Annotated in this window: 20 protein-coding genes and 1 tRNA gene; 7 read left to right on the forward strand and 14 right to left on the reverse strand. The window is 70.4% G+C overall.

All coding sequences use genetic code 11. The annotated features are described in order from the left end of the window. Positions 1-36: 36 nt before the first annotated feature. Positions 37-2,565, reverse strand: coding sequence for an ABC transporter permease (locus tag ACFUO4_RS29630; RefSeq protein WP_383490616.1), 2,529 nt, complete (start codon positions 2,563-2,565; stop codon positions 37-39). Then, the gene (locus ACFUO4_RS29635) at positions 2,565-3,335 is read right to left on the reverse strand and encodes an ABC transporter ATP-binding protein (RefSeq protein ID WP_383490618.1); all 771 of its coding nucleotides are present in this window, start codon (positions 3,333-3,335) and stop codon (positions 2,565-2,567) included. The genes ACFUO4_RS29630 and ACFUO4_RS29635 overlap by 1 nt, the downstream gene beginning before the upstream one ends. A gap of 421 nt (positions 3,336-3,756) precedes the next feature. On the opposite strand from ACFUO4_RS29635, the gene ACFUO4_RS29640 reads away from it, so the two are divergent. The 4 genes from ACFUO4_RS29640 (at position 3,757) to ACFUO4_RS29655 (ending at position 7,820) form a co-directional block, all read left to right on the forward strand. Beyond that, positions 3,757-3,839: transfer RNA gene (locus tag ACFUO4_RS29640), tRNA-Leu, on the forward strand. 825 nt (positions 3,840-4,664) lie between these two features. Beyond that, positions 4,665-5,480, forward strand: coding sequence for a hypothetical protein (locus tag ACFUO4_RS29645; RefSeq protein WP_383490620.1), 816 nt, complete (start codon positions 4,665-4,667; stop codon positions 5,478-5,480). A 78-nt stretch (positions 5,481-5,558) separates the two neighbouring features. After that, on the forward strand, positions 5,559-6,734 hold the full coding sequence (locus ACFUO4_RS29650) for a 4-hydroxybenzoate 3-monooxygenase (RefSeq protein ID WP_383490622.1): 1,176 nt from the start codon (positions 5,559-5,561) through the stop codon (positions 6,732-6,734). A gap of 177 nt (positions 6,735-6,911) precedes the next feature. Further along, positions 6,912-7,820, forward strand: coding sequence for a Bax inhibitor-1/YccA family protein (locus tag ACFUO4_RS29655; RefSeq protein ID WP_383490624.1), 909 nt, complete (start codon positions 6,912-6,914; stop codon positions 7,818-7,820). Positions 7,821-7,942: 122 nt separating this feature from the next. Here the strand turns inward: ACFUO4_RS29655 and ACFUO4_RS29660 are convergent, their stop codons facing one another. Then, positions 7,943-8,173, reverse strand: coding sequence for a DUF4287 domain-containing protein (locus ACFUO4_RS29660; protein ID WP_079310120.1), 231 nt, complete (start codon positions 8,171-8,173; stop codon positions 7,943-7,945). Between the two features lie 104 nt (positions 8,174-8,277). On the opposite strand from ACFUO4_RS29660, the gene ACFUO4_RS29665 reads away from it, so the two are divergent. Next, entirely contained in the window at positions 8,278-8,589 is a 312-nt protein-coding gene (locus ACFUO4_RS29665) for a hypothetical protein (protein WP_179143432.1), read from the forward strand. A 10-nt stretch (positions 8,590-8,599) separates the two neighbouring features. Here ACFUO4_RS29665 and ACFUO4_RS29670 read toward each other — a convergent pair whose 3' ends face one another. From ACFUO4_RS29670 to ACFUO4_RS29680, 3 genes are all read right to left on the reverse strand, one after another. Next, the gene (locus ACFUO4_RS29670; protein WP_383490764.1) at positions 8,600-9,382 is read right to left on the reverse strand and encodes a hypothetical protein; all 783 of its coding nucleotides are present in this window, start codon (positions 9,380-9,382) and stop codon (positions 8,600-8,602) included. A gap of 307 nt (positions 9,383-9,689) precedes the next feature. Continuing rightward, positions 9,690-10,910, reverse strand: a complete 1,221-nt coding sequence (locus tag ACFUO4_RS29675; protein WP_079310118.1) for an acetyl-CoA C-acetyltransferase — start codon at positions 10,908-10,910, stop codon at positions 9,690-9,692. Between the two features lie 144 nt (positions 10,911-11,054). Beyond that, positions 11,055-12,086 carry an SGNH/GDSL hydrolase family protein gene (locus ACFUO4_RS29680; RefSeq protein WP_079310117.1) on the reverse strand — a complete coding sequence of 344 codons (1,032 nt, stop codon included), beginning with the start codon at positions 12,084-12,086 and terminating at the stop codon, positions 11,055-11,057. 149 nt (positions 12,087-12,235) lie between these two features. Here ACFUO4_RS29680 and ACFUO4_RS29685 point away from each other — a divergent pair, with 149 nt between their 5' ends. Then, positions 12,236-13,621, forward strand: a complete 1,386-nt coding sequence (locus ACFUO4_RS29685) for a cystathionine beta-synthase (RefSeq protein WP_079310116.1) — start codon at positions 12,236-12,238, stop codon at positions 13,619-13,621. 52 nt (positions 13,622-13,673) lie between these two features. On the opposite strand, the gene ACFUO4_RS29690 is transcribed toward ACFUO4_RS29685, so the two are convergent. Together ACFUO4_RS29690 and ACFUO4_RS29695 are read right to left on the reverse strand one after the other, a co-directional pair. Beyond that, positions 13,674-15,242 (reverse strand): recombinase family protein, encoded by a 1,569-nt coding sequence (locus ACFUO4_RS29690; RefSeq protein ID WP_383490628.1) that lies wholly within the window; start codon positions 15,240-15,242, stop codon positions 13,674-13,676. Positions 15,243-15,791: 549 nt separating this feature from the next. After that, positions 15,792-16,616: a helix-turn-helix transcriptional regulator gene (locus ACFUO4_RS29695; RefSeq protein ID WP_079310114.1), complete on the reverse strand. Its 825-nt coding sequence runs from the start codon at positions 16,614-16,616 to the stop codon at positions 15,792-15,794. 146 nt (positions 16,617-16,762) lie between these two features. Here ACFUO4_RS29695 and ACFUO4_RS29700 point away from each other — a divergent pair, with 146 nt between their 5' ends. Beyond that, a complete protein-coding gene (locus tag ACFUO4_RS29700) occupies positions 16,763-17,527 on the forward strand; it encodes an SDR family oxidoreductase (protein WP_079310113.1) in 765 nt (254 codons plus the stop codon). 6 nt (positions 17,528-17,533) lie between these two features. Here ACFUO4_RS29700 and ACFUO4_RS29705 read toward each other — a convergent pair whose 3' ends face one another. From ACFUO4_RS29705 to ACFUO4_RS29730, 6 genes are all read right to left on the reverse strand, one after another. Then, positions 17,534-17,965 carry a hypothetical protein gene (locus tag ACFUO4_RS29705; protein WP_079310112.1) on the reverse strand — a complete coding sequence of 144 codons (432 nt, stop codon included), beginning with the start codon at positions 17,963-17,965 and terminating at the stop codon, positions 17,534-17,536. Between the two features lie 123 nt (positions 17,966-18,088). Beyond that, positions 18,089-18,751, reverse strand: coding sequence for a carbonic anhydrase (locus ACFUO4_RS29710; protein ID WP_383490630.1), 663 nt, complete (start codon positions 18,749-18,751; stop codon positions 18,089-18,091). Positions 18,752-18,890: 139 nt separating this feature from the next. After that, a complete protein-coding gene (locus ACFUO4_RS29715) occupies positions 18,891-19,823 on the reverse strand; it encodes an ABC transporter substrate-binding protein (RefSeq protein ID WP_079310110.1) in 933 nt (310 codons plus the stop codon). Between the two features lie 12 nt (positions 19,824-19,835). Then, positions 19,836-20,498 (reverse strand): ABC transporter permease, encoded by a 663-nt coding sequence (locus ACFUO4_RS29720; protein WP_383490632.1) that lies wholly within the window; start codon positions 20,496-20,498, stop codon positions 19,836-19,838. A 3-nt stretch (positions 20,499-20,501) separates the two neighbouring features. Then, a complete protein-coding gene (locus ACFUO4_RS29725; RefSeq protein WP_383490634.1) occupies positions 20,502-21,143 on the reverse strand; it encodes an ABC transporter permease in 642 nt (213 codons plus the stop codon). After that, entirely contained in the window at positions 21,140-22,174 is a 1,035-nt protein-coding gene (locus ACFUO4_RS29730) for an ABC transporter ATP-binding protein (RefSeq protein ID WP_079310108.1), read from the reverse strand. Before ACFUO4_RS29730 ends, ACFUO4_RS29725 begins: the two co-directional genes overlap by 4 nt. Positions 22,175-22,225 lie beyond the last annotated feature (51 nt).

Below are 22,225 nucleotides of genomic sequence, written 5' to 3' on the forward strand. Positions count from 1 at the left end.
ACTCGCTGGTGACGGGCCCCAACTGCCGTACGACCGCTACTCGGCCTTGATGGCCGACAGCATGTTCAGCTTCGCCGCACGCCGGGCCGGCCACAGAGCCGCCAGCACGCCGACGACCGCCGCGCCCAGCAGGAACAGCGCCATCCGCCCCCAGGGCAGGACGAGTTCGTACGTCGCCATCTTCGTGCCCAGCAGTTCCCCGGCCGCCCAGCCGAAGAACACGCCCAGGCCGATGCCGAGGACACCGCCGAACAGCGAGATCACCAGGGACTCCAGGCGCACCATCCGCTTGACGCCCTTGCGGTCCAGGCCGATCGCGCGGAGCATGCCGATCTCCTGCGACCGCTCGAAGACCGACATGGCCAGGGTGTTGATGACCCCGAGGACCGCGACGAGCACCGCCATGGCGAGCAGGCCGTAGACCATGTTCAGGATCAGCGTGAACATCTGCGCGATGTCGTCGGACAGGTCCTGCTTGCTCTGCACCTTGATGGCCGGGTTGGTGCCGAGGGCCTTCACCAGCCGGTCCTTCGTGGCGTCGGAGGCGCCGTCGGCCGTCTTCACCAGGACCTGCATGTCGGCCGGGTCGCTCAGATGCGGGGTGAGGGTCTTGTTGTCGACCATGATGCCCCGGATCAGCTCGTTGCCCTCGTAGACCCCGGAGACCGTGAGCCGCTGCGCCCTGCCGTCCTCGAAGTGCGCCGTGAACGTCGAACCGGCCGTCCAGTCACGGGACTTGGCGGTGTCGCTGTCGACGACCACCTGGTCGCCGCCCACCTTGAAGGAGCCGCTGTCGACCTTCAGGTCGGTCAGCTCGCCGATCGCCGCGCCGGTCACGCCGGTCAGGTACTCGGTCTCGCCGTCGATGCGCGAAGGGGCGTTGCGCAGCGGGCTGGTGATGGTGACGCCGTCGGTGGCGTCGAGCTTGCGGTCGACGTCCGGGGACAGCTCGTTGCCGTTCGCCATCGACACGACGTAGTCCGCGCGGATCGCCGCCGACGCCATCTTGTCGATGGACTTCTGCAGGCTGCCCGCCATCACCGTCATACCGGTGATCAGGGTCAGGCCGATCATCAGCGCGGACGCGGTGGCGGCCGTACGACGGGGGTTGCGGACCGAGTTCTGCCGGGCCAGCTTGCCCGCCGTACCGAAGACGCGCAGCACCGGGGCGGCGGCCGCGATCAGCGGGCGGGACAGCAGCGGGGTCAGGATGAACACGCCGATGATGAGCAGGACCGCGCCGATGCCCATGGGGGCCTGGCCGTCGGAGCTGTTCAGCGTCGTCGCCCAGAGGACCACCGCGACACCGACGCCGGAGAACAGTGCGCCGAGGGTGTTGCGCAGCACCAGTGACTTCGTGGTGGCCTGCGCGTGCACGCTGCTCATCGCCGCGACCGGCGGGATCTTCGCGGCCCGGCGGCCCGGCAGCCACGCCGCCAGCATGGTGATCAGGATGCCGACCGCGAGGGCGGTGGCGATCGTGCCGCCGGAGACGACCAGCGGCCCGTCCGGGACGGTCGCGTCGAGCGCGCCCATCAGCGACCGCATCCCGGCGCCGATCCCGATGCCCGCGATCAGACCGGTCACCCCGGCGACCGTGCCGACGACGAACGCCTCGACGAGCACCGAGCGGGTGACCTGACGCCGGGAGGCGCCGACGGCCCGCAGCAGCGCCAGCTCCTTGGTGCGCTGGGCGACCAGCATGGTGAAGGTGTTGGCGATGATGAACGTCCCGACGAACAGCGCGATGCCCGCGAAGACCAGCAGCATCTGCCGGAAGCTGCCCATCTGGGAGGAGATCAACTCGGCCTGGTCGTCGGCGAGTTGCTTGCCGGTCGTGGTCTCGACGAGCTTCTCCGGCAGCGTCTTGTCGAGCGCGGCCCGCAGCGCCGTCTGGGAGGTGCCCGGGGCGGCCTGCACGTCGATCTCGTCGTACGTGCCGGTCTTGCCGAACAGCTTCTGCGCGGTCGCCGTGTCGAACAGCGCGAGGCTGCCGCCGGCCGCGACATTGCCGTCGTCGGTGGTGAAGATGCCGGTGACGGTGGGGGAGAGGACCGGACCGTCGATCGACATACGGATCTTGTCGCCGACCTCGTACCCGGCGCGCTTCGCGGTCGCGGAGTCGATGGCGACCTGGCGGGCGCCCTTTGGGGCCGTGCCCTCGACGAGCGGGTACCGGGGGTCCTCGGCGCCCCAGTAGTTCCCGCCCTGCGACTGGAAGCCGCCGCCGATGAGCTTGCCGTCCTTGTCGGCGAGGGCGGTGAAGCCGCTGACGACGCCGATGGCGGAGGCGGCGCCCGGGGTCTTCGCGCTCTTGTCGAGCAGCGCGTGGGTGAGTTCGGGGGTCTTGCCGACCTTGTTGCCCTTGCTCTCCTGGTAGTCGGGCCGGACCGCCACGTCGACCTGGTCGAAGCCCTTGGCGGAACTGTTCTGGTAGGCGTCCGAGATGGTGTTGGTGAAGACCAGCGTCCCCGACACGAAGGCCACGCCGAGCATCACGGCGAGGACGGTCATGAGGAGCCGGGCCTTGTGCGCGAGGACGTTGCGCAGGGCGGTGCGGAACATCAGGAGGTACGGCCCTTCGCGTCGAACTGCTTCATGAAATCAAGCACGTTGTCGGCGGTCGGCCGGTACATCTCGTCGACGATCCGCCCGTCGGCGAGGAAGACGACGCGGTCCGCGTACGCGGCGGCCACCGGGTCGTGGGTCACCATGACCACCGTCTGCCCCAACTCCCGCACGGAGTTGCGGAGGAAGCCCAGCACCTCGGCGCCGGAGCGGGAGTCGAGGTTTCCGGTCGGCTCGTCGCCGAAGATGATGTCGGGACGGGAGGCGAGGGCGCGGGCGACGGCGACGCGCTGCTGCTGGCCGCCGGAGAGCTGGGAGGGCCGGTGCGAGAGGCGGTCCTTGAGGCCGACCATCTGAATGACGGATTCCAGCCACTGCTTGTCCGGCTTGCGGCCCGCGATGTCCATCGGGAGTGTGATGTTCTCCAGCGCGGTGAGCGTCGGCAGCAGGTTGAACGCCTGGAAGATGAAGCCGATCTTGTCCCGGCGCAACTTGGTGAGCTGCTTGTCCTTCAGCGTGCCCAGCTCGGTGTCGCCGATGCGCACGGAGCCGGAGGAGAACGTGTCGAGTCCGGCCACGCAGTGCATCAGCGTCGACTTGCCGGACCCCGACGGGCCCATGATCGCGGTGAACTCGGCCTGCCGGAACTCGACGGAGACCCGGTCGAGCGCGACCACCTGGGTCTCGCCCTGTCCGTAGATCTTCGACAGATCCGTGGCGCGCGCGGCCACGGAGGTGGTCCGGTCGGCGATGGGAGTGGTGGTCACGGGTGGGTGCTCCTTGACGGACGACGACGGCGGTTCTGCGTTCTTGTGTTCCTGCGGCCTTTTCGGACCTTGAACCATCGTCGCGTCGCCTCGACGCCGTGTAGTCACCCGCTGTTCCGGTTCCGGAGGGCGACTCGAGTCTGACCGGAGGTGGCCGTGTCATACCTGGGGATGACGGACGTCCCTGAGCGGCCGCCGCGTCGAGAACAGGTGGAGCCCCCCGGTTGAGGCGGTGAAATTCCGTCATTCCGCATGCGCTGCCGGGCCTCGCACGTAAGGCTATTGGCAAGTGCGGATGGCGCGTTCCACGGGCTGATGCACCCTCAGACGTCAATAAAATAAGACAACATCGGTCCGCCCGTCCGCTGTTCGGGGGACGCGCCCCGATAGGCTCGGGACCTCGATGCGGAGCCCATGGCCTGCCCGGATGGTGGAATGCAGACACGGCGAGCTTAAACCTCGCTGCCCCTCGCGGGCGTACCGGTTCAAGTCCGGTTCCGGGCACCTCCGACCTCATTCGTCCCTTTTCCGTAAAGCCGATGGCTGGATGCCGGCTGCGGTGGGACGCTGCCTTCAGTGCATCGCGTTCGCGCAGTTGCGCGGCGCTGCTGGAACGAAGCGTCCCGTCGGGGGAGGGGGCCATGCGTGTTCTGTGCGTGCGGAGAGGCGTCGCCGGGGTCTGTCTGGCGGTGATCCTGGGACTCGGAGTCCTGACCGGGTGCGGCTCGGGAGCCGGGGGCGGCCCGGGTGGCGGAGGACCGGCACCGGGAGGGACCGGACCGGTCACGACCGCGGGTGACGGGGGTGCCGTCAGCGGCGGCCCCGCATCGGGTGGGGGGACCGACGGAAGCGGCGGAACCGATGGAACCGACGGGGGTGCCGGAACTGACGGAGGTGCCGGGACCGACGGTGATCCGGGGGTTCCGCCAGTGGATCCGCCGCCTTCGGACACCTGGGGCGACGGGGCGCCGGGTGCTGGTCTCGACGGCGGGCCGACGGGCAGTGCGCCCCCGTCGCCCGGCTGTTCTTCGCCGGCCCTGGCCGAGAGCGAGACCTCCTGTCCCGAGCCGGGCCTGACGACCGGGGGCGGGAGCGAGGGGACGAGTGACACCCCATCGCCCGTCGAAGACACCGACGACACGGGCGTGTCCCCGGAACAGAGCTGACGGCATGGCCTCCGCTCCCCAGGGCCCTGCAGGTTCCCCCACGCCACCCCGGCCGCGACGCCGTACGCCCGCGCCCCCGCGCATCCGCCCCGCCCGTCTGAGATCCCCAGGGACCACGGCCCCGCCGCCCGCCGCCCGCAGCCCACTCGAACTCGCCAACTCCGTGGCCGGACTGGCGTCCTTCGCCGGTGCCCTGATGCTGTACGCGGGCTACATCTACACGAACGCCTACTTCGGCTACTTCCGCCTCAATCCCTTCGCCGTCGGCTTCAGCACCTTCGAACTCGTCATGCGCAGCCTGCGTCTGGCCACGCTCCCCGTGCTGGAGCTCATGGCCCTGGCCCTCCTGGTCCCCGCGCTGCCCCGCCTGCTGGCGGTCCTGCACGTCCCCGGCCACCGGATCCGCCGCATCCGCGACTTCGGACGAGCCGTCGCACGGTCGTATCTCGCCTTCGTCGTCGTAGGTGTCGTCCTCATGGTGCTGTGGCGCTGGATCCAGCCCGTCCGCTGGCTGGCGCCCCTTCTCGTGGCGGGCGGGCTCCTCCTGGGGCTGACCCACGCCGCTCAACCCGCTCAACCCGCGCAGCGGCCCCGCATCCGCGCCCCTTGGGAACGCGCCGGCTCCCTCCTCGTCGCCGGACTCTTCCTCACCTGGGTCGCGGCCCTGGTCGCCGGGCAACTCGGCCGGCAGGACGCACAGCGCGACGCCGAACAGGTCGCGCGCCGCGTCGCCGTCGTCCTCATGAGCACCGAGCGTCTCGACTTCGCCCCGCCCGGCCCCCACTACGAAGACCTCGGCAAGGGCGTCCACTACCGCTACCGCTACACCGACCTGCGCCTCCTCCTCGAACGCGACCACCGCTACTACCTCCTCCGCGTCGGCTGGGACCACGACACCGACCCCACCTATGTCATCGAGGACGACGACACCGTCCGCATCGAGCTCCGCCCGGGCGTTCTGCCGCGCACCGACCGTTGACAGGGGCCCCGGGCCGTCGCAGACTCGGCGCAGGAAATGGTGAAGTAAATTTCACTACACGAACAGAGAGGTTCGTCGATGCGCACCACCGTCGGCATCATCGGAGCCGGCCCCGCCGGCCTCCTCCTCGCCCGGCTGCTCCACAACGCGGGCATCGACGCGGTCGTCCTGGAGTCCCGCGACCGCGCCTACGTCGAGCACCGCCAGCGCGCCGGAATCCTGGAGCAGGGGACCGTCGACGTGCTGCGCGCGGCCGGGGCCGGCGAGCGCATGGACCGCGAGGGGCTGCGGCACGACGGGATCGAGCTGCGGTACGAGCGCAAGCGGCACCGCGTCGACTTCCCCGCCCTCACCGGCGGCCGGTCCGTGATGGTGTACGCGCAGACCGAGGTCTGCAAGGACCTCATCGCCCTCCAGCTCAAGGAGGGCGGCCCGCTGCTGTTCGAGGCGGAGGCGCTGGCCGTCGAGGGCGCCGACAGTGACCGGCCCGTCGTCCGGTTCCGGCACGAAGGGCGCGAGGACGTCCTCGAGTGCGAGTACGTCGTCGGGTGCGACGGGTTCTGGGGGGTGGCCCGCAAGGCGGTGCCCGAGGAACTCGTCCGCGTCTTCGAGCGGACGTACCCCTTCGGCTGGCTCGGCATCCTCGCCGACGTCCCGCCCTCGCACGACGAGCTGGTCTATGCCCGGCATGACCGTGGTCTCGCGCTGCTGTCCATGCGGTCGCCGTCCGTGTCCCGGCTCTACCTCCAGGTCCCCGAGGGCACGGACGCCGAGAGCTGGAGCGACGAGGAGATCTGGGACGAGCTGGAGCGGCGCTTCGAGACCGAGGACGGGTGGGCCCTCGAACGCGGGCCCATCACCCAGAAGTCCGTCACACCCATGCGCTCCTACGTCCACGAGCCCATGCGGCACGGGCGGCTCTTCCTGGCCGGGGACGCCGCCCACATCGTGCCGCCGACCGGGGCGAAGGGGCTGAATCTGGCCGTCGGGGACGTCGTCACCTTCGCGCGGGCCCTCACCCACCAGCGGGACACGGGGTCCGCCGAGCTGCTCGACGCCTACTCGGAGACCTGTCTGCGGCGGGTGTGGCAGGCCGAGCGGTTCTCGTACGACATGACGACCCTCCTGCACCGGGCGCCCGACGCCCCTCCCTTCGAGGACCGGCTCCAGATCGCGCGGCTGGAACGGATCGCCACGTCCACGGCCGCGGAGACCGACCTCGCCGAGGGATACACCGGGTTCCCCTTCGGCTGACCCGATGTACCGGAATGGTCATGAACCTGCCCCCATCGTGGCTGGGAATCGACCGGCCGCGTAGCGTGTTGCGCAGCACGACGAGGGAAAGATCCTCCCCAAGCACTAGGGTCATTCCTTTGCCTACCTATTACTCTTGACGCCAAGGCCCACACGAAGTGGCCATGGAGGAGTGAAATGAGGAGCAGCAACCCGGTCTTCTCGCGACGGGGGTTCAGCCGCGACAACGGCTACGCGGGCTTCAACGCCCAGCCGCAGGCCGGGGGCGCAGCCGTGGGCACGCAGGGCAACCCCTACGCCCAGCCGCAGGCCGGCAACCCGTACGCGCAGAACCCCTACGCGCAGAACCCTTACGCCCAGCAGGACCTGCAGCACGGCGCGCCGCCGCAGGCCCCGGTCACCACCGGCCGGATGACGATGGACGACGTCGTCATGCGCACCGGTACGACCCTCGGCATTCTCATCGTCACGGCCGCGGTCGCCTGGGCGGCGCTGCCGGTCGACGACGCGAACATCAGCCGGTCCTACGGCATCGCCATCGGCGCCGGTCTGATCGGCATGGTTCTGGCGCTCGTCCAGTCCTTCAAGCGCAAGGCCTCGCCCGCGCTGATCGTGTCGTACGCCGCGCTCGAGGGCGTCTTCCTCGGCGTCGTCTCCAGCGTGGTCGACAACCGCATCGCGAGCGGTGCGGCCATGCAGGCAGTGATCGGCACGCTCGCCGTGTTCGCCGCCGTCCTGGTGGCGTACAAGGCGGGCTGGATCCGGGTCAACCGGCGTTTCTACGGCTTCGTCATGGCGGCCGCGCTCGGCTTCGTCCTGCTGATGGCCGTGAACCTGCTGTTCGCCGTCTTCGGCGGCGGTGACGGCCTCGGCTTCCGCAGCGGCGGCCTCGGCATCATGTTCGGCATCATCGGTGTCCTGCTCGGCGCCTGCTTCCTGGCTCTCGACTTCAAGCAGGTCGAGGACGGCATCGCCTACGGCGCGCCGAAGGACGAGGCCTGGCTGGCGGCGTTCGGTCTGACCATGACGCTGGTCTGGATCTACATGGAGTTCCTGAGGCTCATCTCGATCCTCAACAGCGACTGATCAACAGCGACTGATCAACAGCGACTGATCACGAGCGAGTGATCACGACGTTCGTACGGTCGTAGCGAAGGGCCCCCGGGCATCCGTCCCGGGGGCCCTTCGTCGTGTCGTCGTGCGCGCCGCTACAGGAACTTGCGCGCGGCCCTCCTCAGGTCGTACTCGTGGACGATCGCCTTCGCGTGGCCGTACGCGAGGTTGTGTTCGTGGCGGAGCCAGCTGACCTTTTCCTCGAAGCGGAAGAGAGCCGGGCCTTCTTCGACGGTGCGGATCCAGTCGGAGACTTCACGACCGGTGCAATGGGGGATGCGGGCGAGCATGTTGCGGTGGGTCTCCTCGGAGAGGACGTGGGACATCGGCGCCTCCGGACGCAAAGGGGATGTAAGCCGGTCCTTCAGGTCACCGTGCCTGAGCGTTCGCGTGTTGGCAACAGTCCCGGTGCGGCGCGTACGGTTGCGCCGTGGCTGATACGACGCGTCTGACGCAGGCTGTGGATCACTTCGCCGACCGTTTGCGGGCCGCTCCGCAGAGCCGGCTGCAACGGGGCGCCGCGGCCGAGGCACTGGGTCTGGCCAGGGAGTTGGCGCGCCGGGCGCAGCTTCTGGAGGACCCCTCCGGTGAGCCGCGGGAGATGCCGGACGCGGGCATGTTCGCCGCCGCGGACCAAATCACCGTCGCCGTGCACGACTTGGCCCTCGTCCTCACGGACGAGGGCCAGATCGACGAAGCCGTACGGCTGGTGGAGGAGGCGCAGAAGCGGGCGGGCGTCTGAACCCGGCGGGCTACAGACTCGCTATGACCCGGTCCGCCAGGATGTAGACGTTCTCCTCACCGCACGCGAACGTCAGCGTGTACGCGCCCGAGACTCCCGAACCGCCCAGCAGTATCGGCGTCTCGCCGGCCGTCAGGGCCGCGGAGAGGCGTTCCGCGGTCTCCTTGTGTCCCGGGGTCATGCACAGCGTGGTGCCGTCGGCGAAGACGTAGACGTCGAGCGTGCCGAGCGGACCCGGGCGGACGTCGGCCAGCTCCGTTCGCGAAGCGGCGAGTTCCTCCAGCGTCGCCACCGTGCGCTCATGGTCGTTCACGACCGGTGACTGGACCGGCACGAAGTCCGGGTGGGAGGGGTGCCGGCGGCGGGCCGCGGTCAGTTCGGGCGAGTCCGCGGCGAACTCGTCGGCGTCCGCGGCCGGCTCGGCGACCGGCTCCAGGTGCTCCAGGCCCACGAAGTCGCTCTGGCGGGGCAGGAACAGCTCGCTGTCGGTCAGCCCGAGGAGGGTGGGCGCGTCGGCGTCCCGGGCCTCCTGCGCGGCCCAGAAGGCGCGCGCCTCGGCGAGTTCCCGCTCCCGCTCCTCCGCGAGGGCCTCGGCCACCGCGGCGCGTATCTCGTCGGCCTCACCGGCGAGCCGGGCGGCGGGCACGAGGCCGTGCGCGGCGGCCGCCGTGTTCGTCCCGGCGAGCTGGGTGTGCAGGGCCGCCACCTGTCGGCGCAGCTGCAAGAGGGTGCGCAGGACGGCGACGCCCACGGCGCCCGTGGCGGCCGTGGTGACCAGCAAGGCGATCGGCATGGCGCTCACTGACGTACTCCCGGTTCAAAGTCGACCCCCGACTTCCTACATCAGCTTGAAGGGCGGACTATCCCGCTGTCAGTGCGTAACGTCACGAAACGGACAGGACTTTGGGCCCGGAGTTTAGTGTGAGAACGGTTCTGACCTGCGTAAATCCCTGCGCAGAGGGAGATAGGTCACATCCTGACGGAGATTGGATCACAAAACGGCCCAGAACCCCGGTGGTTCAAGGGTTCTGGGCCATGACCTCACGGCGGGTGTGCGGACGACTACTTTCGGCGTTGCACCGAACGGGACGCCAACTCGGTCAGCTGAGGCGCTCGATGACCATGGCCATGCCCTGGCCGCCGCCGACGCACATCGTCTCCAGGCCGAACTGCTTGTCGTGGAACTGCAGGGAGTTGATCAGCGTGCCGGTGATGCGGGCGCCGGTCATGCCGAAGGGGTGGCCGACGGCGATCGCGCCGCCGTTCACGTTCAGCTTCTCCAGCGGGATGTTCAGGTCGCGGTAGGAGGGGATCACCTGGGCGGCGAACGCCTCGTTGATCTCGACCAGGTCGATGTCGTCGATGGTGAGACCGGCGCGGCGCAGGGCCTGGTTGGACGCCTCCACCGGGCCGAGGCCCATGATCTCGGGGGACAGGCCCGAGACACCGGTGGACACGATCCGGGCGAGCGGGGTGAGGCCCAGCTCGCGCGCCTTGGTGTCGGACATGATCACGACCGCGGCGGCGCCGTCGTTCAGCGGGCAGCAGTTGCCCGCCGTGACCAGCCCGTCCGGGCGGAACACCGGCTTCAGGCCGCCGACGGCCTCCAGGGTGACGCCGGCGCGCGGGCCGTCGTCCTTGCTGACGACCGTGCCGTCGGGCAGCGTGACCGGGGTGATCTCGCGCTCCCAGAAGCCGTTCTTGATGGCTTCCTCGGCGAGGTTCTGGGAGCGGACGCCGAACTCGTCCATGTCCTGGCGGGTGACGCCCTTGACCCGGGCCAGGTTCTCGGCGGTCTGGCCCATCGCGATGTACGGGTCGGGGAGCAGGCCGTCCTCGCGCGGGTCGTGCCAGGTGGAGCCCTCGGAGGCGGCGGTGGCCGCGGTGCGGGCCTGGGCCTCGTCGAAGAGCGGGTTGGTGGTGCCCGGCAGGCCGTCCGAGCTGCCCTTGGCGTAGCGGGAGACCATCTCGACACCGGCCGAGATGAAGACGTCGCCCTCGCCGGCCTTGATGGCGTGCAGGGCCATGCGGCTCGTCTGGAGCGAGGAGGAACAGTAACGGGTGATCGTGCAGCCCGGCAGGTGGTCCATGCCCATCTGCACGGCGACGATCCGCCCCAGGTTGTAGCCCTGCTCCCCGCCGGGCAGACCGCAGCCGAGCATCAGGTCGTCGATGTCGCGCGGGTCCAGCTCGGGGACCTTGGCGAGGGCGGCCTGGATGATCGTGGCGGTGAGGTCGTCGGGGCGCAGGTCCTTGAGGGAGCCCTTGACGGCGCGGCCGATGGGGGAGCGGGCGGTCGAGACGATCACTGCTTCGGGCATCACGGCTCCATTGGCGTACGGGTTCTTCCGGGCAGGGCTGGTTGGGAAGTTACCCGTACGTAGAGGCGTGGTCACGGGGATGGGGGTGTGACCCTGGCCGCAGTTTTCTAAGCGCTTGCTTTTTGGTGGTCGGCGATGAAGGGCTCACGGTGACGGAGTGACCGGCGCCCGCTCCGGCTCGGGCACCCTCCGCCGCCTCCGCCTCTTCAGCAGCGCCCATGGCCCCTTCGGCCCCGTCGGCATCGCCGCCGTGACCTCGGTGCCCGGCTCGGCGACGGCCTCCGCCGCGGCGCGGGCCACGGGCAGGAAGCCCTCGCGGCGGCTGACGTCCGGGCGCTCCTCATCCGCCGGCCACAGCCCGAGGGCCGCGCACACCGTCGGCAGCACCGCCATCGCCGCGGTCGCGTAGCCCTCCGCCGACGGGTGGTAGTTGTCCGGCCCGAACAGCTCGCGCGGGTTCGCCGCGAACTCCGGGCCCAGCAGGTCGCCCAGGGACACGGTGCGGCCGCCCTGCTCGACGACGCCGATCGTCTGGGCGGCCGCCAGCTGACGGGAGGCCCGCCGGGCCAGCCAGCGCAGGGGCTGCTGGACCTGCTCGACGGTGCCGAGGTCGGGACAGGTCCCGACCACCACCTCCGCACCGGCCGTGCGCAGGCGCCGTACGGCTGTCGACAGGTGACGTACGGAACGGGTCGGCGGCATCCGATGGGTGACGTCGTTCGCGCCGATCATGATCACGCAGACGTCGGGCAGCCGTGCGGGGTCCGCGAGGACGAGGGCCACCTGGCGGTCCAGGTCGTCCGAGCGGGCACCCGGCAGCGCCACGTTGCGCAGATCCACCGGCCGTTCCGCGACCGCCGCAAGACCCGACGCCAGCAGCGCGCCCGGCGTCTGCCCCGAGCGGTGCACCCCCTGCCCCGCGGCCGTGGAGTCGCCCAGCATGGTCAGCCTGAGGGGCGGTTCACCGGGGACGGAATAGGAGAGGCCGTACAGGCCCTGCGCGTTGGGGACGTGCGGCGACGGTCCGTGGCCGTTGCCCACCTGGCGTTTGGCGAGCCGCACCTCGGCCAGCAGCACACCCACGGCCGCCGCGCCGACCAGCCCGATCCCGCCGCCGCCGTACGCCGCGCCCGCCGCGATCCGCCGGGCCACCCTCGCCCTCGACATGCTCGTCATGCGTCGCCGCCACCTCCTCGTTGCCGTACATCCACTCCTTGCCCCGTACGGGGCGTCGTCCAATCGCAACGAGGAGTGAACAACCGCCAAGGGGCCGTAGGCTGGCGGAACCACTACGACCACATCTTTTGCAGCATCCGGAGACAACGGTGCAATACCACGACTCGATGATCAGCCTCGTCGGCAACACCCCGCTGGTGAGGCTCAACAACGTCACCCAGGGCATCCAGGCGACCGTCCTGGCCAAGGTGGAGTACTTCAACCCCGGCGGGTCCGTGAAGGACCGCATCGCCCTGCGCATGATCGAGGCGGCGGAGGAGAGCGGCGCGCTCAAGCCCGGGGGCACGATCGTCGAGCCGACCAGCGGAAACACCGGCGTCGGCCTCGCCATCGTCGCGCAGCAGAAGGGGTACAAGTGCATCTTCGTGTGCCCCGACAAGGTGAGCACCGACAAGATCAACGTGCTGCGCGCGTACGGCGCCGAGGTGGTCGTCTGCCCGACCGCCGTCGATCCCGAGCACCCGGACTCGTACTACAACGTCTCCGACCGCCTGGTCCGTGAGACCCCGGGCGCCTGGAAGCCGGACCAGTACTCCAACCCCAACAACCCGCTCTCCCACTACCACTCCACCGGCCCCGAGCTGTGGGAGCAGACGGAGGGGAAGATCACCCACTTCGTGGCGGGCGTGGGCACCGGCGGCACCATCTCCGGCACCGGCCGCTATCTGAAGGACGCCAGCGACGGCAAGGTCAAGGTCGTCGGCGCCGACCCGGAGGGCTCGGTCTACTCCGGCGGCTCCGGCCGCCCCTACCTCGTCGAGGGCGTCGGCGAGGACTTCTGGCCGACCGCCTACGACCGGACCGTCGCCGACGAGATCGTCGCCGTCTCCGACAAGGACTCCTTCCAGATGACCCGCCGCCTCGCCAAGGAGGAGGGCCTCCTGGTCGGCGGCTCCTGCGGCATGGCGGTCGTCGCCGCTCTGCGGGTCGCCGAGCGGCTCGGCCCGGACGACGTGGTCGTCGTCCTCCTCCCCGACAGCGGCCGCGGCTACCTCTCGAAGATCTTCAACGACGAGTGGCTGGCGTCGTACGGCTTCCTGGAGGAGTCGGAGCCGGCCGCGAGCGTCGGGGACGTGCTGAAGCACAAGGCGGGCGCCATCCCCAGCCTCGTCCACATGCACCCGGAGGAGACGGTCGGCCAGGCCATCGAGGTGCTGCACGAGTACGGCGTCTCCCAGATGCCGGTGGTGAAGCCGGGCGCGGGGCACCCCGACGTCATGGCGGCCGAGGTGGTCGGTTCCGTGGTCGAACGGGATCTGCTGGACGCGCTGTTCACCCAGCGGGCGACTCTCACCGACCCGCTGGAGAAGCACATGTCGTCGCCCCTGCCGCAGGTGGGGTCGGGTGAGCCGATCGAAGACCTCATGGCGGTCCTCGGCCGTGCGGACGCCGCGATCGTGCTGGTGGAGGGCAAGCCGACCGGAGTGGTGACGCGTCAGGACCTGCTGGCGTACATGGCCCGCCCGGTGCACTAGGGCGGCTGGGGTGCCGTCCTCGATGACGGCACCCCGGGCAAGGCTTCCCCGGTCACGTCGCGGCAGTGATCCGCAGGAGCGTGGGGTCGAACGGGGCGCGGCGTGACCGGCCGGGCGGGAGCGGCAGGACGGTCACCGTCCGCAGGACGGTGCCCACCGCCGTCCGCCGCTCTTCGAGACTCATCACGGGCCAGCGTGACGCGTCCCAGCAGGCCGCCGCGTCCCGTCGGCTGTGGCTGTGCTTCTCCCGGGCGGCCTCCAGCCCGGAGATCCGGGCCTCGAGCTCGGTTCTCTGCTCAGGCCCGAGAGAAGCACGCCTGTTGATCAAGGACTGGAGCAGCGGAGTCCCGGCCCACTCCGGTTCCCGCTCCTCGGCGACGCCGCGCCGCTCGTCGAGCAGGGCGAGCACCACTTCCTGAAGGTGGCGATCGACGTCACGGACACTGCGCGCCGTGCCGCCGCAGTCCAGAGCGGCGCACACGTACACGGCGTTGGCGGGGTTCGTCGCGGTCGGCCGTGCACAACCACCCATCTTGGAACCGCACACCAAGCCATCCGCTCGGGAAGCACCGCAGCGCAAGTACCCACTGAACAGGTACTTGCGCAGGCTCCGGGGCTCGACCCCTGCGGGCGGGCCGCCGTTCGTCAGACGGGTGCCTCTCTTCGAGCCCCGCTCCCGGGAGAGTCGTACGAGAGCCTCCCACTCCTCGACGGTTGCGGGGGCGTCCCATTGGCCGACGACCGGTGCGCCGGTGGCCGGGTCACGGACCAGCTCGCCGTGAATGGCTCGGTAACCGCACATCACGGGGTTGACGAGGGCTTGGCGTACGGTCGCTCCGCTCCACCGGTTTCCCGAGGCGGTCGGGACGCCCCGGGTGTTGAGTCGCCGGGCGATGGCGTTCCAACTCGTGCCACACAGTGCGGAGTCGATCATCTCGCTGAGTACGGGCCATTCCTCGGGGTCTCTGCGCATATTGATCTTCCGCCCGGAGCGGGGGTCGGGTGGTAGCCAGCCGAAGCGTCTGCGTCCTCCCGGTGTCCCGCCGTCGATCGCCCGGCGCCGGACACGGCGCTCGATGCGCTCCTTCGCTCTCCGCACCTCGCCCTCGCTGGTGACGGTCGCCTCGGCGTGGCGAAGCGAACCGAGATCGAACACGCTTCGCCGCTCGATGAACAGTCCCTCGTCGGTGACCGTGACGGCTTGGCGGACCCGGGTGAAGTCCGAAGCCAGCCGCCACACGCGTTCATGTTCCGTGGCGACGAGCGCCAGGACGGGAAAGCCCTCGGTCGTCCTTCGGCAGTGCAGAGCGTCGACCATCTCCATGAAGGCCGGGCGTACGAGGGCCGGCTGTGCGGCCGTCAGTCCGTTGTCCTCGTAGAACTTGACGATGGCCACACCGAATTCGGCTGCCGTCTCGGTGTTCTCCTCGTGCTGGTGGCGAATCCCCGTGCCTGGCGCTCGGCCCTTGGCCAGGACGGCGGACCGCGTGCTCTGGTCGGCGCTGATCCGGGCGTAGTCCACGGCGGGTATGCGACCGCCGAGCCATTCCTCGAAGGTGCGTCCGGCCTCCAGGGCCACGACGAGCGAGGGATCGAGGAAGCTTCTGGACCAGCCGGGCATGCGAGCACCCCTTCCAGGGTGGATGAAATGTTCGGATGCCTCGAACTATGCGGCTGGACGACGTGACGGACGAGTCGATGACCGACTGGTTCCGTACATCGGGTGAGCCGGCGACTTCTCGTTGACGGAGTGGCCGAGTCCCGTTGGCTTTCCTCGCCAAGGGCGGAAAGCAGCGGTGAACGTCCGGTGAACCGGCGGGGCGGGCGGCGAACTTCCGTTTGCCTACCGAATCGGTGGACTTCCCGGAAGTGGTACGAGGGTGTCACGTCCGCGCAGCACTCGCTTAACACGCGTCCGGCACATTAGTGGGTGTCGGCAGGGCGGGAGCGGCTCCCCGCCCCCGCCGGCACCGAAACGTCCAAGGACCTCCGGAGCGGCTCCCGGACCTCCATGGACGCCGGACGCCAGACCTGGCCCTGACCCGGTCGACGTCCCTCGCGGGGACCGCCGTCGTCCCGCCCCCCGGTAACGGGGGTGCGGCGGTCCCCGCGCATATTTTTTTCCCCTCTTCTCCTCTTCCCCAATTCCCCTCTCGCCCTTTTGTCCCGCTCAGTGGGTGGTCGCCCAACTTCCCAGCAGCTGCAGCCGCTCCGCTGTCTCCGAGCCCGGTTCCGGGGTGTAGACGACGAGGGTCTGGTCCGGGGTCTCCGGGAGGGTCAGGGACTCGTACGGGAGGGTCAGCAGGCCCGCGACCGGGTGCTGGACACGCTTCACGCCGTACATGCACGCCCGGACCTGGTGGTCGGCCCACAGGCGGCGGAAGTCCTCGCTCTTGAGGGAGAGTTCGCCGACGAGGTCGCGCAGGGCGGGGTCGTCGGGGTGGGCGCCCGCGCTGAGGCGCAGGTGGGCGACGGTCTGGGCGGCGACCGCGGCGAAGTCGGGATAGAGGTCGCGCCCGCCGGGCTCCAGGAAGAGCTGGAGGACGATGTTGCGCCGGGCCGGCGCCATCCGGCTGAAGCCCAGCAGGGCGTCGCCGAGGGCGTTCCAGGCCAGGACCTCCATGCCGGGGCCGAGGACGAACGCGGGCGTGCGCTCCATGCTGTCCAGCAGGAGCTGGACGCCGGGGCGGACGCGCGGGGCGTTGCGGCGGGGCGTGTGCTTCTTCGGCGGCCTGGCCACCGCGCGCAGATAGGCGTGCTCGGTGTCGTCGAGGCGCAGGACGCGTGCGATCGCGTCCAGGACGGCGTCCGAGACGCTCGGGCCGCGGCCCTGTTCCAGGCGGATGTAGTAGTCGACGCTGACGCCGGCGAGCTGGGCCACCTCCTCGCGGCGCAGCCCGGGTACGCGGCGCCGCCCGTACGAGGCCAGCCCCACCTCCTCGGGCTGGATGCGGGCGCGGCGTGAGCGCAGGAAGTCTCCGAGGTCCCCGTCCATGGGTTCGATCGTAGGGGAGCGGCCAAATTCCAACCTGGTTCTGCCAGACCCAGGAAAAGCGCATCCCTGGGTAGGCCGCGCCGGGCGGCGCAGGGTGGTGGACGTCGCCGGGAGACACCGGGCGACTCACTCACCGAGGAGCACTCATGTCGTACGAGAACCTGGCCGGCCGTACCGCCGTCGTCACCGGAGCGGCGAGCGGTATCGGCGAGGCCGTCGCCGTCGGGCTGGCCGCGCAGGGCGCGAAGGTCGCGCTGCTGGCGCGCCGGGCGGAGCGGCTGGAGGCCGTCGTCGGGAAGATCCGGGCGGACGGCGGGCAGGCACTGGCCGTGGTCGCCGACGTGACCGACGGGGCCTCGGTGGACGCCGCCGTGCAGCGGATCCACGAGGAGTACGGGAGCGTCGACCTGGTCGTCAACAACGCCGGCGTCATGCTGCCCAACCCGATCGAGGACGCCCGCGTCGACGAGTGGCAGCGGATGATCGACACCAATGTCACCGGCGTCCTGCGCGTCATCGGCGCCTTCGCCAAGGACCTGACGGACGCGGCCGCGCGGGGCGGCAGCGCGGACCTGGTGAACGTCTCGTCCATCGGCGCGCACGTCACCGGCTTCACCAACTACGCCGTGTACGGGGCGACGAAGGCCGCGGTCACCCACCTGTCGGCGCTGCTGCGCGGTGAGTTCGGGCCGCGGGACGTGCGGGTCACCAACATCGAGCCGGGGCTGACGGAGAGCGAACTCGCCTCGCACATCGACAACGACGGTCTGCGCGAACAGGTCGGCGGGATGGTCGACGCGATGGGCACGCTGTCCGCGGCGGAGGTCGCCGACGTCGTCGCCTACGTCACCAGCCGCCCCCGGCATGTCAACCTGCGTCAGATCATGGTGCTGCCGACCCGCCAGGCGTGAGGCCGGTCAGCCCTCCCACTCGCTGTCCTGTCCGGACTTGCGGTGCCGCCGGCCCCGGAACAGCTCGGGGTTGGTGCGCACGGCCTGGAAGGCGTTGACGCCGACGATGCCGGCCCAGGCGACCAGCAGGCCGGGCAGATGGGCGATGCCGCCGCCGATCGCGGACAGCGGGACGGCGAGGACCAGCGAGACGATGCCGAAGCCGTAGCGCTCGCCCCAGGAGTCCGTCGGGCTCGGCTTCCGTGCCCCCCGGGCCACCACCATCTGCTGCTCGGCCAGCTGCCGGCGCACCCGGCGCTCCACCGCGCCGTCGATGCGCTGGTCGACCTTCTCCAGGAAGGAGTCCACCAGTGCGGACTCGTACTCCTCGCCCAGTTCCCTGCGGGCCTGCAGGGTGGCGTCGAGTTCTTTCTTCAGGTCGGCGTCCCGCGCGTCCATTCCGCTCATGCACTCAAAGTTAGGGAGCCGGGGCCCCCGCCGCACTGGGGATAGCCCCCGTGTTCGGGCTGGGGATGACCGGGAGGCCCCCTGGGGGCGACGGCGGGCCCGCGGAGCTGAGGCTCAGGGCAGTACCGAGACGAGGCCTGTGTCGAGGTCGAAGCGGGCGGCCGCCACGTGGGCCCGGCGGAAGGCGGGGTCGGCCCGGATGGCGTCCCGGACCCAGCGGGTGTGCGCCGTCATGGTGTGCTCGGCCCAGTCGCCGGGCAGGGCGCGGGTGCGGCGGGCGGACGGGGTGATCTCGTCGACCAGCAGATTCAGGTGGGCGGGCACGGGGGCCCCGGTGCGCAGGTGTTCCAGCGTGGCCGCGACGGCCCCGCACCGCTCGTGCCCGAGCACGACCACCAGCGGGATGCGCAGTTCCTCGACGCCGTACTGGACGGACGCCAGCACCGCCTCGTCCAGCACCTGGCCGGCCGTCCTTATGCACAACAGGTCCCCGAGGCCCTGGTCGAAGACCAACTCGGGCGGGACCCGGGAGTCGACGCAGCCGACCACCACCGCGAAGGGGTGCTGCGCGCCGGCCGGACCGTGCCGCAGGCGGTCGCTCTCGTGCGGGTGGCGGGAGCGGCCGGTGGCGTACCGCAGGTTCCCGGCGAGGAGTTCGGCGAGGGCCGTGCGGGAGTCGTGCGGGTGGCCGGTGGTGGCGGGGGCCGCCGCGGCGGGGGCGGCGGCCACTGCGCCGACGGCGGTGACCGTCACGAAGGCCCGGCGGTTGGAGGCCATGACGTGTCCTCAGGAGTCGTACGGTTGACGCCCGATCACCGTACGCGTGCGATCGGTCACCGAGCGTGCCGGTTTAACGACTCTTGGCTGATTCATCGTCAGATCATCGCCGTCGGATCGTCGACGTGTCAGCGACGGCTCACTTCGTCAGCCCGTGCTGCTTCGCGTAGGTGTTCGCCACGTCCTCCGGGTCCTTCTTGTCGTTGTCGACCTGGCTGTTGAGCTGGGTGAGCTGGTCCGTGGTCAGGACGTTGCCGAGCCGGGCGAGGGCCTTGCGGACCTTGTCGTCGGCCTTGCGGTCGGCGATGAGCGGGACGATGTGCTGGCTGGGGATCAGGTTCTTGGGGTCGGTCAGCACGACCCAGTCGTTGCCGGCGATGTCGGTGTCGGTGGTGAAGAGGTTCGCGACGTCCACGTCGCCCTTCTTCAGGGCGCCCTTGACGAGCGGGCCGTCCGAGTCCAGCGACTTGAACTCCTTGAACTCCACGCCGTAGACGTCCTTCAGGCCGATCGCACCCACCCGGCGCTTCTTCACCTCGGGCGCGGCGCCGATGACGAGCTTGCCGTTCTGCTTCGCCAGGTCGGCCAGGGAGGTCAGGCCGTACTTCCGGGCCGTCTCCCGGGTGACCACGAAACAGTCGGAGTCGGCGGCCTGGCCGTACGGCAGGACCTGGAGGCCGCTGGGCATCGCCAGCGTGAGCGCGTTCTGCATGGTGCCGGGCTCCGCCGAATCGTCCTTCGGGGCCAGGTAGTTGAGGAGGGCGCCCTGGTACTCGGGCAGCAGGTCGATGTCGCCGCTCTTCAGGGCGGGGATCACGATCTCGCGGGTGCCGAGGTTCGGGCGGACCTTCACCTTCACACCGGCGTCCTGGAGCACGGCGGCGTAGAGGTAGCCGAGGACCTGGTTCTCGGTGAAGTTGGCGGTGCCGATGGTGACTCCGCCCTTGCTGGAGCCGCCGCCACCGGAGGCGGAGCCCTGGCCGTCGAGGGAGGTGATGCCGCTCGCGCAGGCGGTCAGGGCGGGGACGGAGGCGGCCGCGAACAGGCCGCCGAGGAGGGTGCGTCGGTTCATGGTCTGTGTTCCCTAGGCGGTGCGGTGGCGGAAGAGGAAGCGCTGGAGGCCGGACAGGGCGAGGTCGAGGGTCACGGCGATGACGGCGACCAGCACCGCGCCGCCCAGCACCTGGACGAGGTCGCGCTGGGCGAGGCCGTCGAAGACGTAGCGTCCGAGGCCGCCGAAGGAGACGTACGCGGCGATCGTGGCCGTCGCGACGACCTGGATCAGCGCCAGGCGCAGGCCCGTCATGATCAGGGGGAGCGCGAGCGGCAGCTCGACCTGGAACAGCACTTGGTGGCCGCGCATGCCCTGGCCGCGGGCGGCGTCCTTGACGTCCGGGTCGACGGCCGTCATCCCGGCGTAGGTGTTGGTGACGATCGCCGGGACCGCGAGGGCGACCAGGGCGACGTACACCGGCAGCATCGACAGTCCGCCGGCCAGGAAGACGAGGACGACCAGGCCGACGGTCGGCAGGGCGCGCCCGAAGGAGGCGAGGTTGATCGCGACGAAGGCGCCCTTGCCGGTGTGGCCGATGAGCAGGCCGAGCGGCAGGCCGATGGCGGCCGCGACCAGGGTCGCGAGGAGCGAGTACTGGAGGTGTTCGGCGAGGCGGTGCGCGATGCCGTCCGTGCCGGTCCAGCTGGAGCCGCTGGTCAGCCAGGTGCCGAGGTTCCTGATGAGCTCGTACATGTCTTAGGCCCGCCTCCTCTTCCAGGGGGTGAGGACGTACTGGAGGGCGACCAGGGCCGCGTCCGCGACGACCGCGAGCAGGATCGTGAGGACCACGCCCGCGATCACCGGGGTCGGGAAGTCGCGCTGGAAGCCGTCGGTGAAGAGCTGGCCGAGGCCGCCGTCGCCGATGTAGGTGGCGACGGACACGAGGGAGATCGACATGACCGTGGCGATCCGGACGCCCGCCATGATCACGGGGAGCGCGAGCGGGAACTCGACGGTGAGCAGCGTGCGCAGCGGGCGCGTGCCCATCGCCTTCGCCGCCTCCTTGGTCTTCGCGGGGACCGAGTCGAGGCCCTCGACGGTGTTCCGCAGCAGCACGACCAGGGTGTAGACCGTCAGGCCGATGACCGTGGTGGTGCGGGTCAGGCCGCTGATCGGCAGCAGGAGGACGAAGATCGCGATCGACGGGATCGTGAACAGGACGTTCGAGAGGCCGAGCAGGAAGCCGCGCAGGGGGCGGACCCGGTGCGCGACGACCGCGAGCGGCAGCGAGATCAGGAGCCCGAAGAAGACGGCGGTCAGCGCGGCCTGGAGGTGGGAGACCGTGAGGCTGGTGAGGTCGTCGGTGTGGTCGCCTATCCACGACCAGTCGATGGTCATGCGGCCACCCGCGCTTCGCTGTGCGCCTGGCCCGCGTGCGTGTGGATGTCGTCGCGGGAGGTGACGCCGGTGAGGACGCCCGCCGCGTCGACGCGGGCTATCAGGCCGGTGGGGGAGGCGATCGACTCGTTGAGCGCGGACAGCAGGGAGTCGCCGTCCGTCAGCGGCCGTACGGGCAGCTCGGCGTCCGGCGAGGCCCAGTGCAGGGGCTTGCGTGCCGCGTCGAGGACGAGGGACCAGGTGCCGCCCTCCGGTGCGGGACCCTGCGGGACGCCCGCGAGGGTCTTCAGCGACAGCAGCTTCAGTCCGCGCTCGGCGCCGAGGAAGTCGGCGACGAAGTCGTCGGCGGGCCGGGCGAGGAGCTCGGCGGGGGAGGCGCACTGCACCAGGTGGCCGCCGGTGCGGAAGATCGCGATCTGGTCGCCGAGCCGGACGGCCTCGTCGACGTCGTGGGTGACGAAGACGATGGTCTTGCTCAGCTCCTTCTGGAGCCGGAGCAGTTCGTCCTGGAGCTGGGTGCGCACCACCGGGTCGACCGCGCCGAAGGGCTCGTCCATGAGGAGCACCGGCGGGTCGGCGGCGAGCGCGCGGGCCACGCCGACCCGCTGCTGCTGGCCGCCGGAGAGCTGGTGGGGGTAGCGCTTGCCGGCGTCGGCGGCGAGGCCGACGGTCTCCAGCAGCTCGGCCGCCCGGGCTCGTGCCTTGCGCCGGCCGTGGCCGAGGAGCAGCGGCACGGTGGCGATGTTGTCGAGCACCGTGCGGTGCGGGAAGAGGCCGGCCTGCTGGATGACGTACCCGATGGAGCGGCGCAGTTCGGCCGCGTCCTGCCGGGTGACGTCCTTGCCGCCGACCTTGATGGTGCCGGAGGTCGGTTCGACCATCCGGTTGATCATTCTGAGGGTGGTCGTCTTGCCGCAACCGGAAGATCCGACGAGGACCGTCACGCCGCCCTCGGGGATCTCCAGGGAGAGGTCGTGGACCGCTGTCGTGCCGTTGGGGAAGCGCTTGTGGACCGCGTCGAACTGGATCATGAGATGTCCCTTGCCCGGCTGTATAACGTCATGCAGAGTTCTCTTTAGCTG

The organism is Streptomyces sp. NPDC057280 (assembly GCF_042668605.1).
GTDB lineage: Bacteria > Actinomycetota > Actinomycetes > Streptomycetales > Streptomycetaceae > Streptomyces.

What these genes read in the sequence shown, in the direction of transcription:
- ACFUO4_RS29730 (WP_079310108.1), bottom strand. Translation starts at nt 22,174, where the DNA reads ATGATCCAGTTCGACGCGGTCCACAAGCGCTTCCCCAACGGCACGACA.
- ACFUO4_RS29720 (WP_383490632.1), bottom strand. Translation starts at nt 20,498, where the DNA reads ATGTACGAGCTCATCAGGAACCTCGGCACCTGGCTGACCAGCGGCTCC.
- ACFUO4_RS29650 (WP_383490622.1), top strand. Translation starts at nt 5,559, where the DNA reads ATGCGCACCACCGTCGGCATCATCGGAGCCGGCCCCGCCGGCCTCCTC.
- ACFUO4_RS29670 (WP_383490764.1), bottom strand. Translation starts at nt 9,382, where the DNA reads ATGCCGATCGCCTTGCTGGTCACCACGGCCGCCACGGGCGCCGTGGGC.
- ACFUO4_RS29725 (WP_383490634.1), bottom strand. Translation starts at nt 21,143, where the DNA reads ATGACCATCGACTGGTCGTGGATAGGCGACCACACCGACGACCTCACC.
- ACFUO4_RS29695 (WP_079310114.1), bottom strand. Translation starts at nt 16,616, where the DNA reads ATGGACGGGGACCTCGGAGACTTCCTGCGCTCACGCCGCGCCCGCATC.
- ACFUO4_RS29655 (WP_383490624.1), top strand. Translation starts at nt 6,912, where the DNA reads ATGAGGAGCAGCAACCCGGTCTTCTCGCGACGGGGGTTCAGCCGCGAC.
- ACFUO4_RS29690 (WP_383490628.1), bottom strand. Translation starts at nt 15,242, where the DNA reads ATGCCCGGCTGGTCCAGAAGCTTCCTCGATCCCTCGCTCGTCGTGGCC.
- ACFUO4_RS29660 (WP_079310120.1), bottom strand. Translation starts at nt 8,173, where the DNA reads ATGTCCCACGTCCTCTCCGAGGAGACCCACCGCAACATGCTCGCCCGC.
- ACFUO4_RS29630 (WP_383490616.1), bottom strand. Translation starts at nt 2,565, where the DNA reads ATGTTCCGCACCGCCCTGCGCAACGTCCTCGCGCACAAGGCCCGGCTC.
- ACFUO4_RS29710 (WP_383490630.1), bottom strand. Translation starts at nt 18,751, where the DNA reads ATGGCCTCCAACCGCCGGGCCTTCGTGACGGTCACCGCCGTCGGCGCA.
- ACFUO4_RS29705 (WP_079310112.1), bottom strand. Translation starts at nt 17,965, where the DNA reads ATGGACGCGCGGGACGCCGACCTGAAGAAAGAACTCGACGCCACCCTG.
- ACFUO4_RS29680 (WP_079310117.1), bottom strand. Translation starts at nt 12,086, where the DNA reads ATGACGAGCATGTCGAGGGCGAGGGTGGCCCGGCGGATCGCGGCGGGC.
- ACFUO4_RS29675 (WP_079310118.1), bottom strand. Translation starts at nt 10,910, where the DNA reads ATGCCCGAAGCAGTGATCGTCTCGACCGCCCGCTCCCCCATCGGCCGC.
- ACFUO4_RS29715 (WP_079310110.1), bottom strand. Translation starts at nt 19,823, where the DNA reads ATGAACCGACGCACCCTCCTCGGCGGCCTGTTCGCGGCCGCCTCCGTC.
- ACFUO4_RS29700 (WP_079310113.1), top strand. Translation starts at nt 16,763, where the DNA reads ATGTCGTACGAGAACCTGGCCGGCCGTACCGCCGTCGTCACCGGAGCG.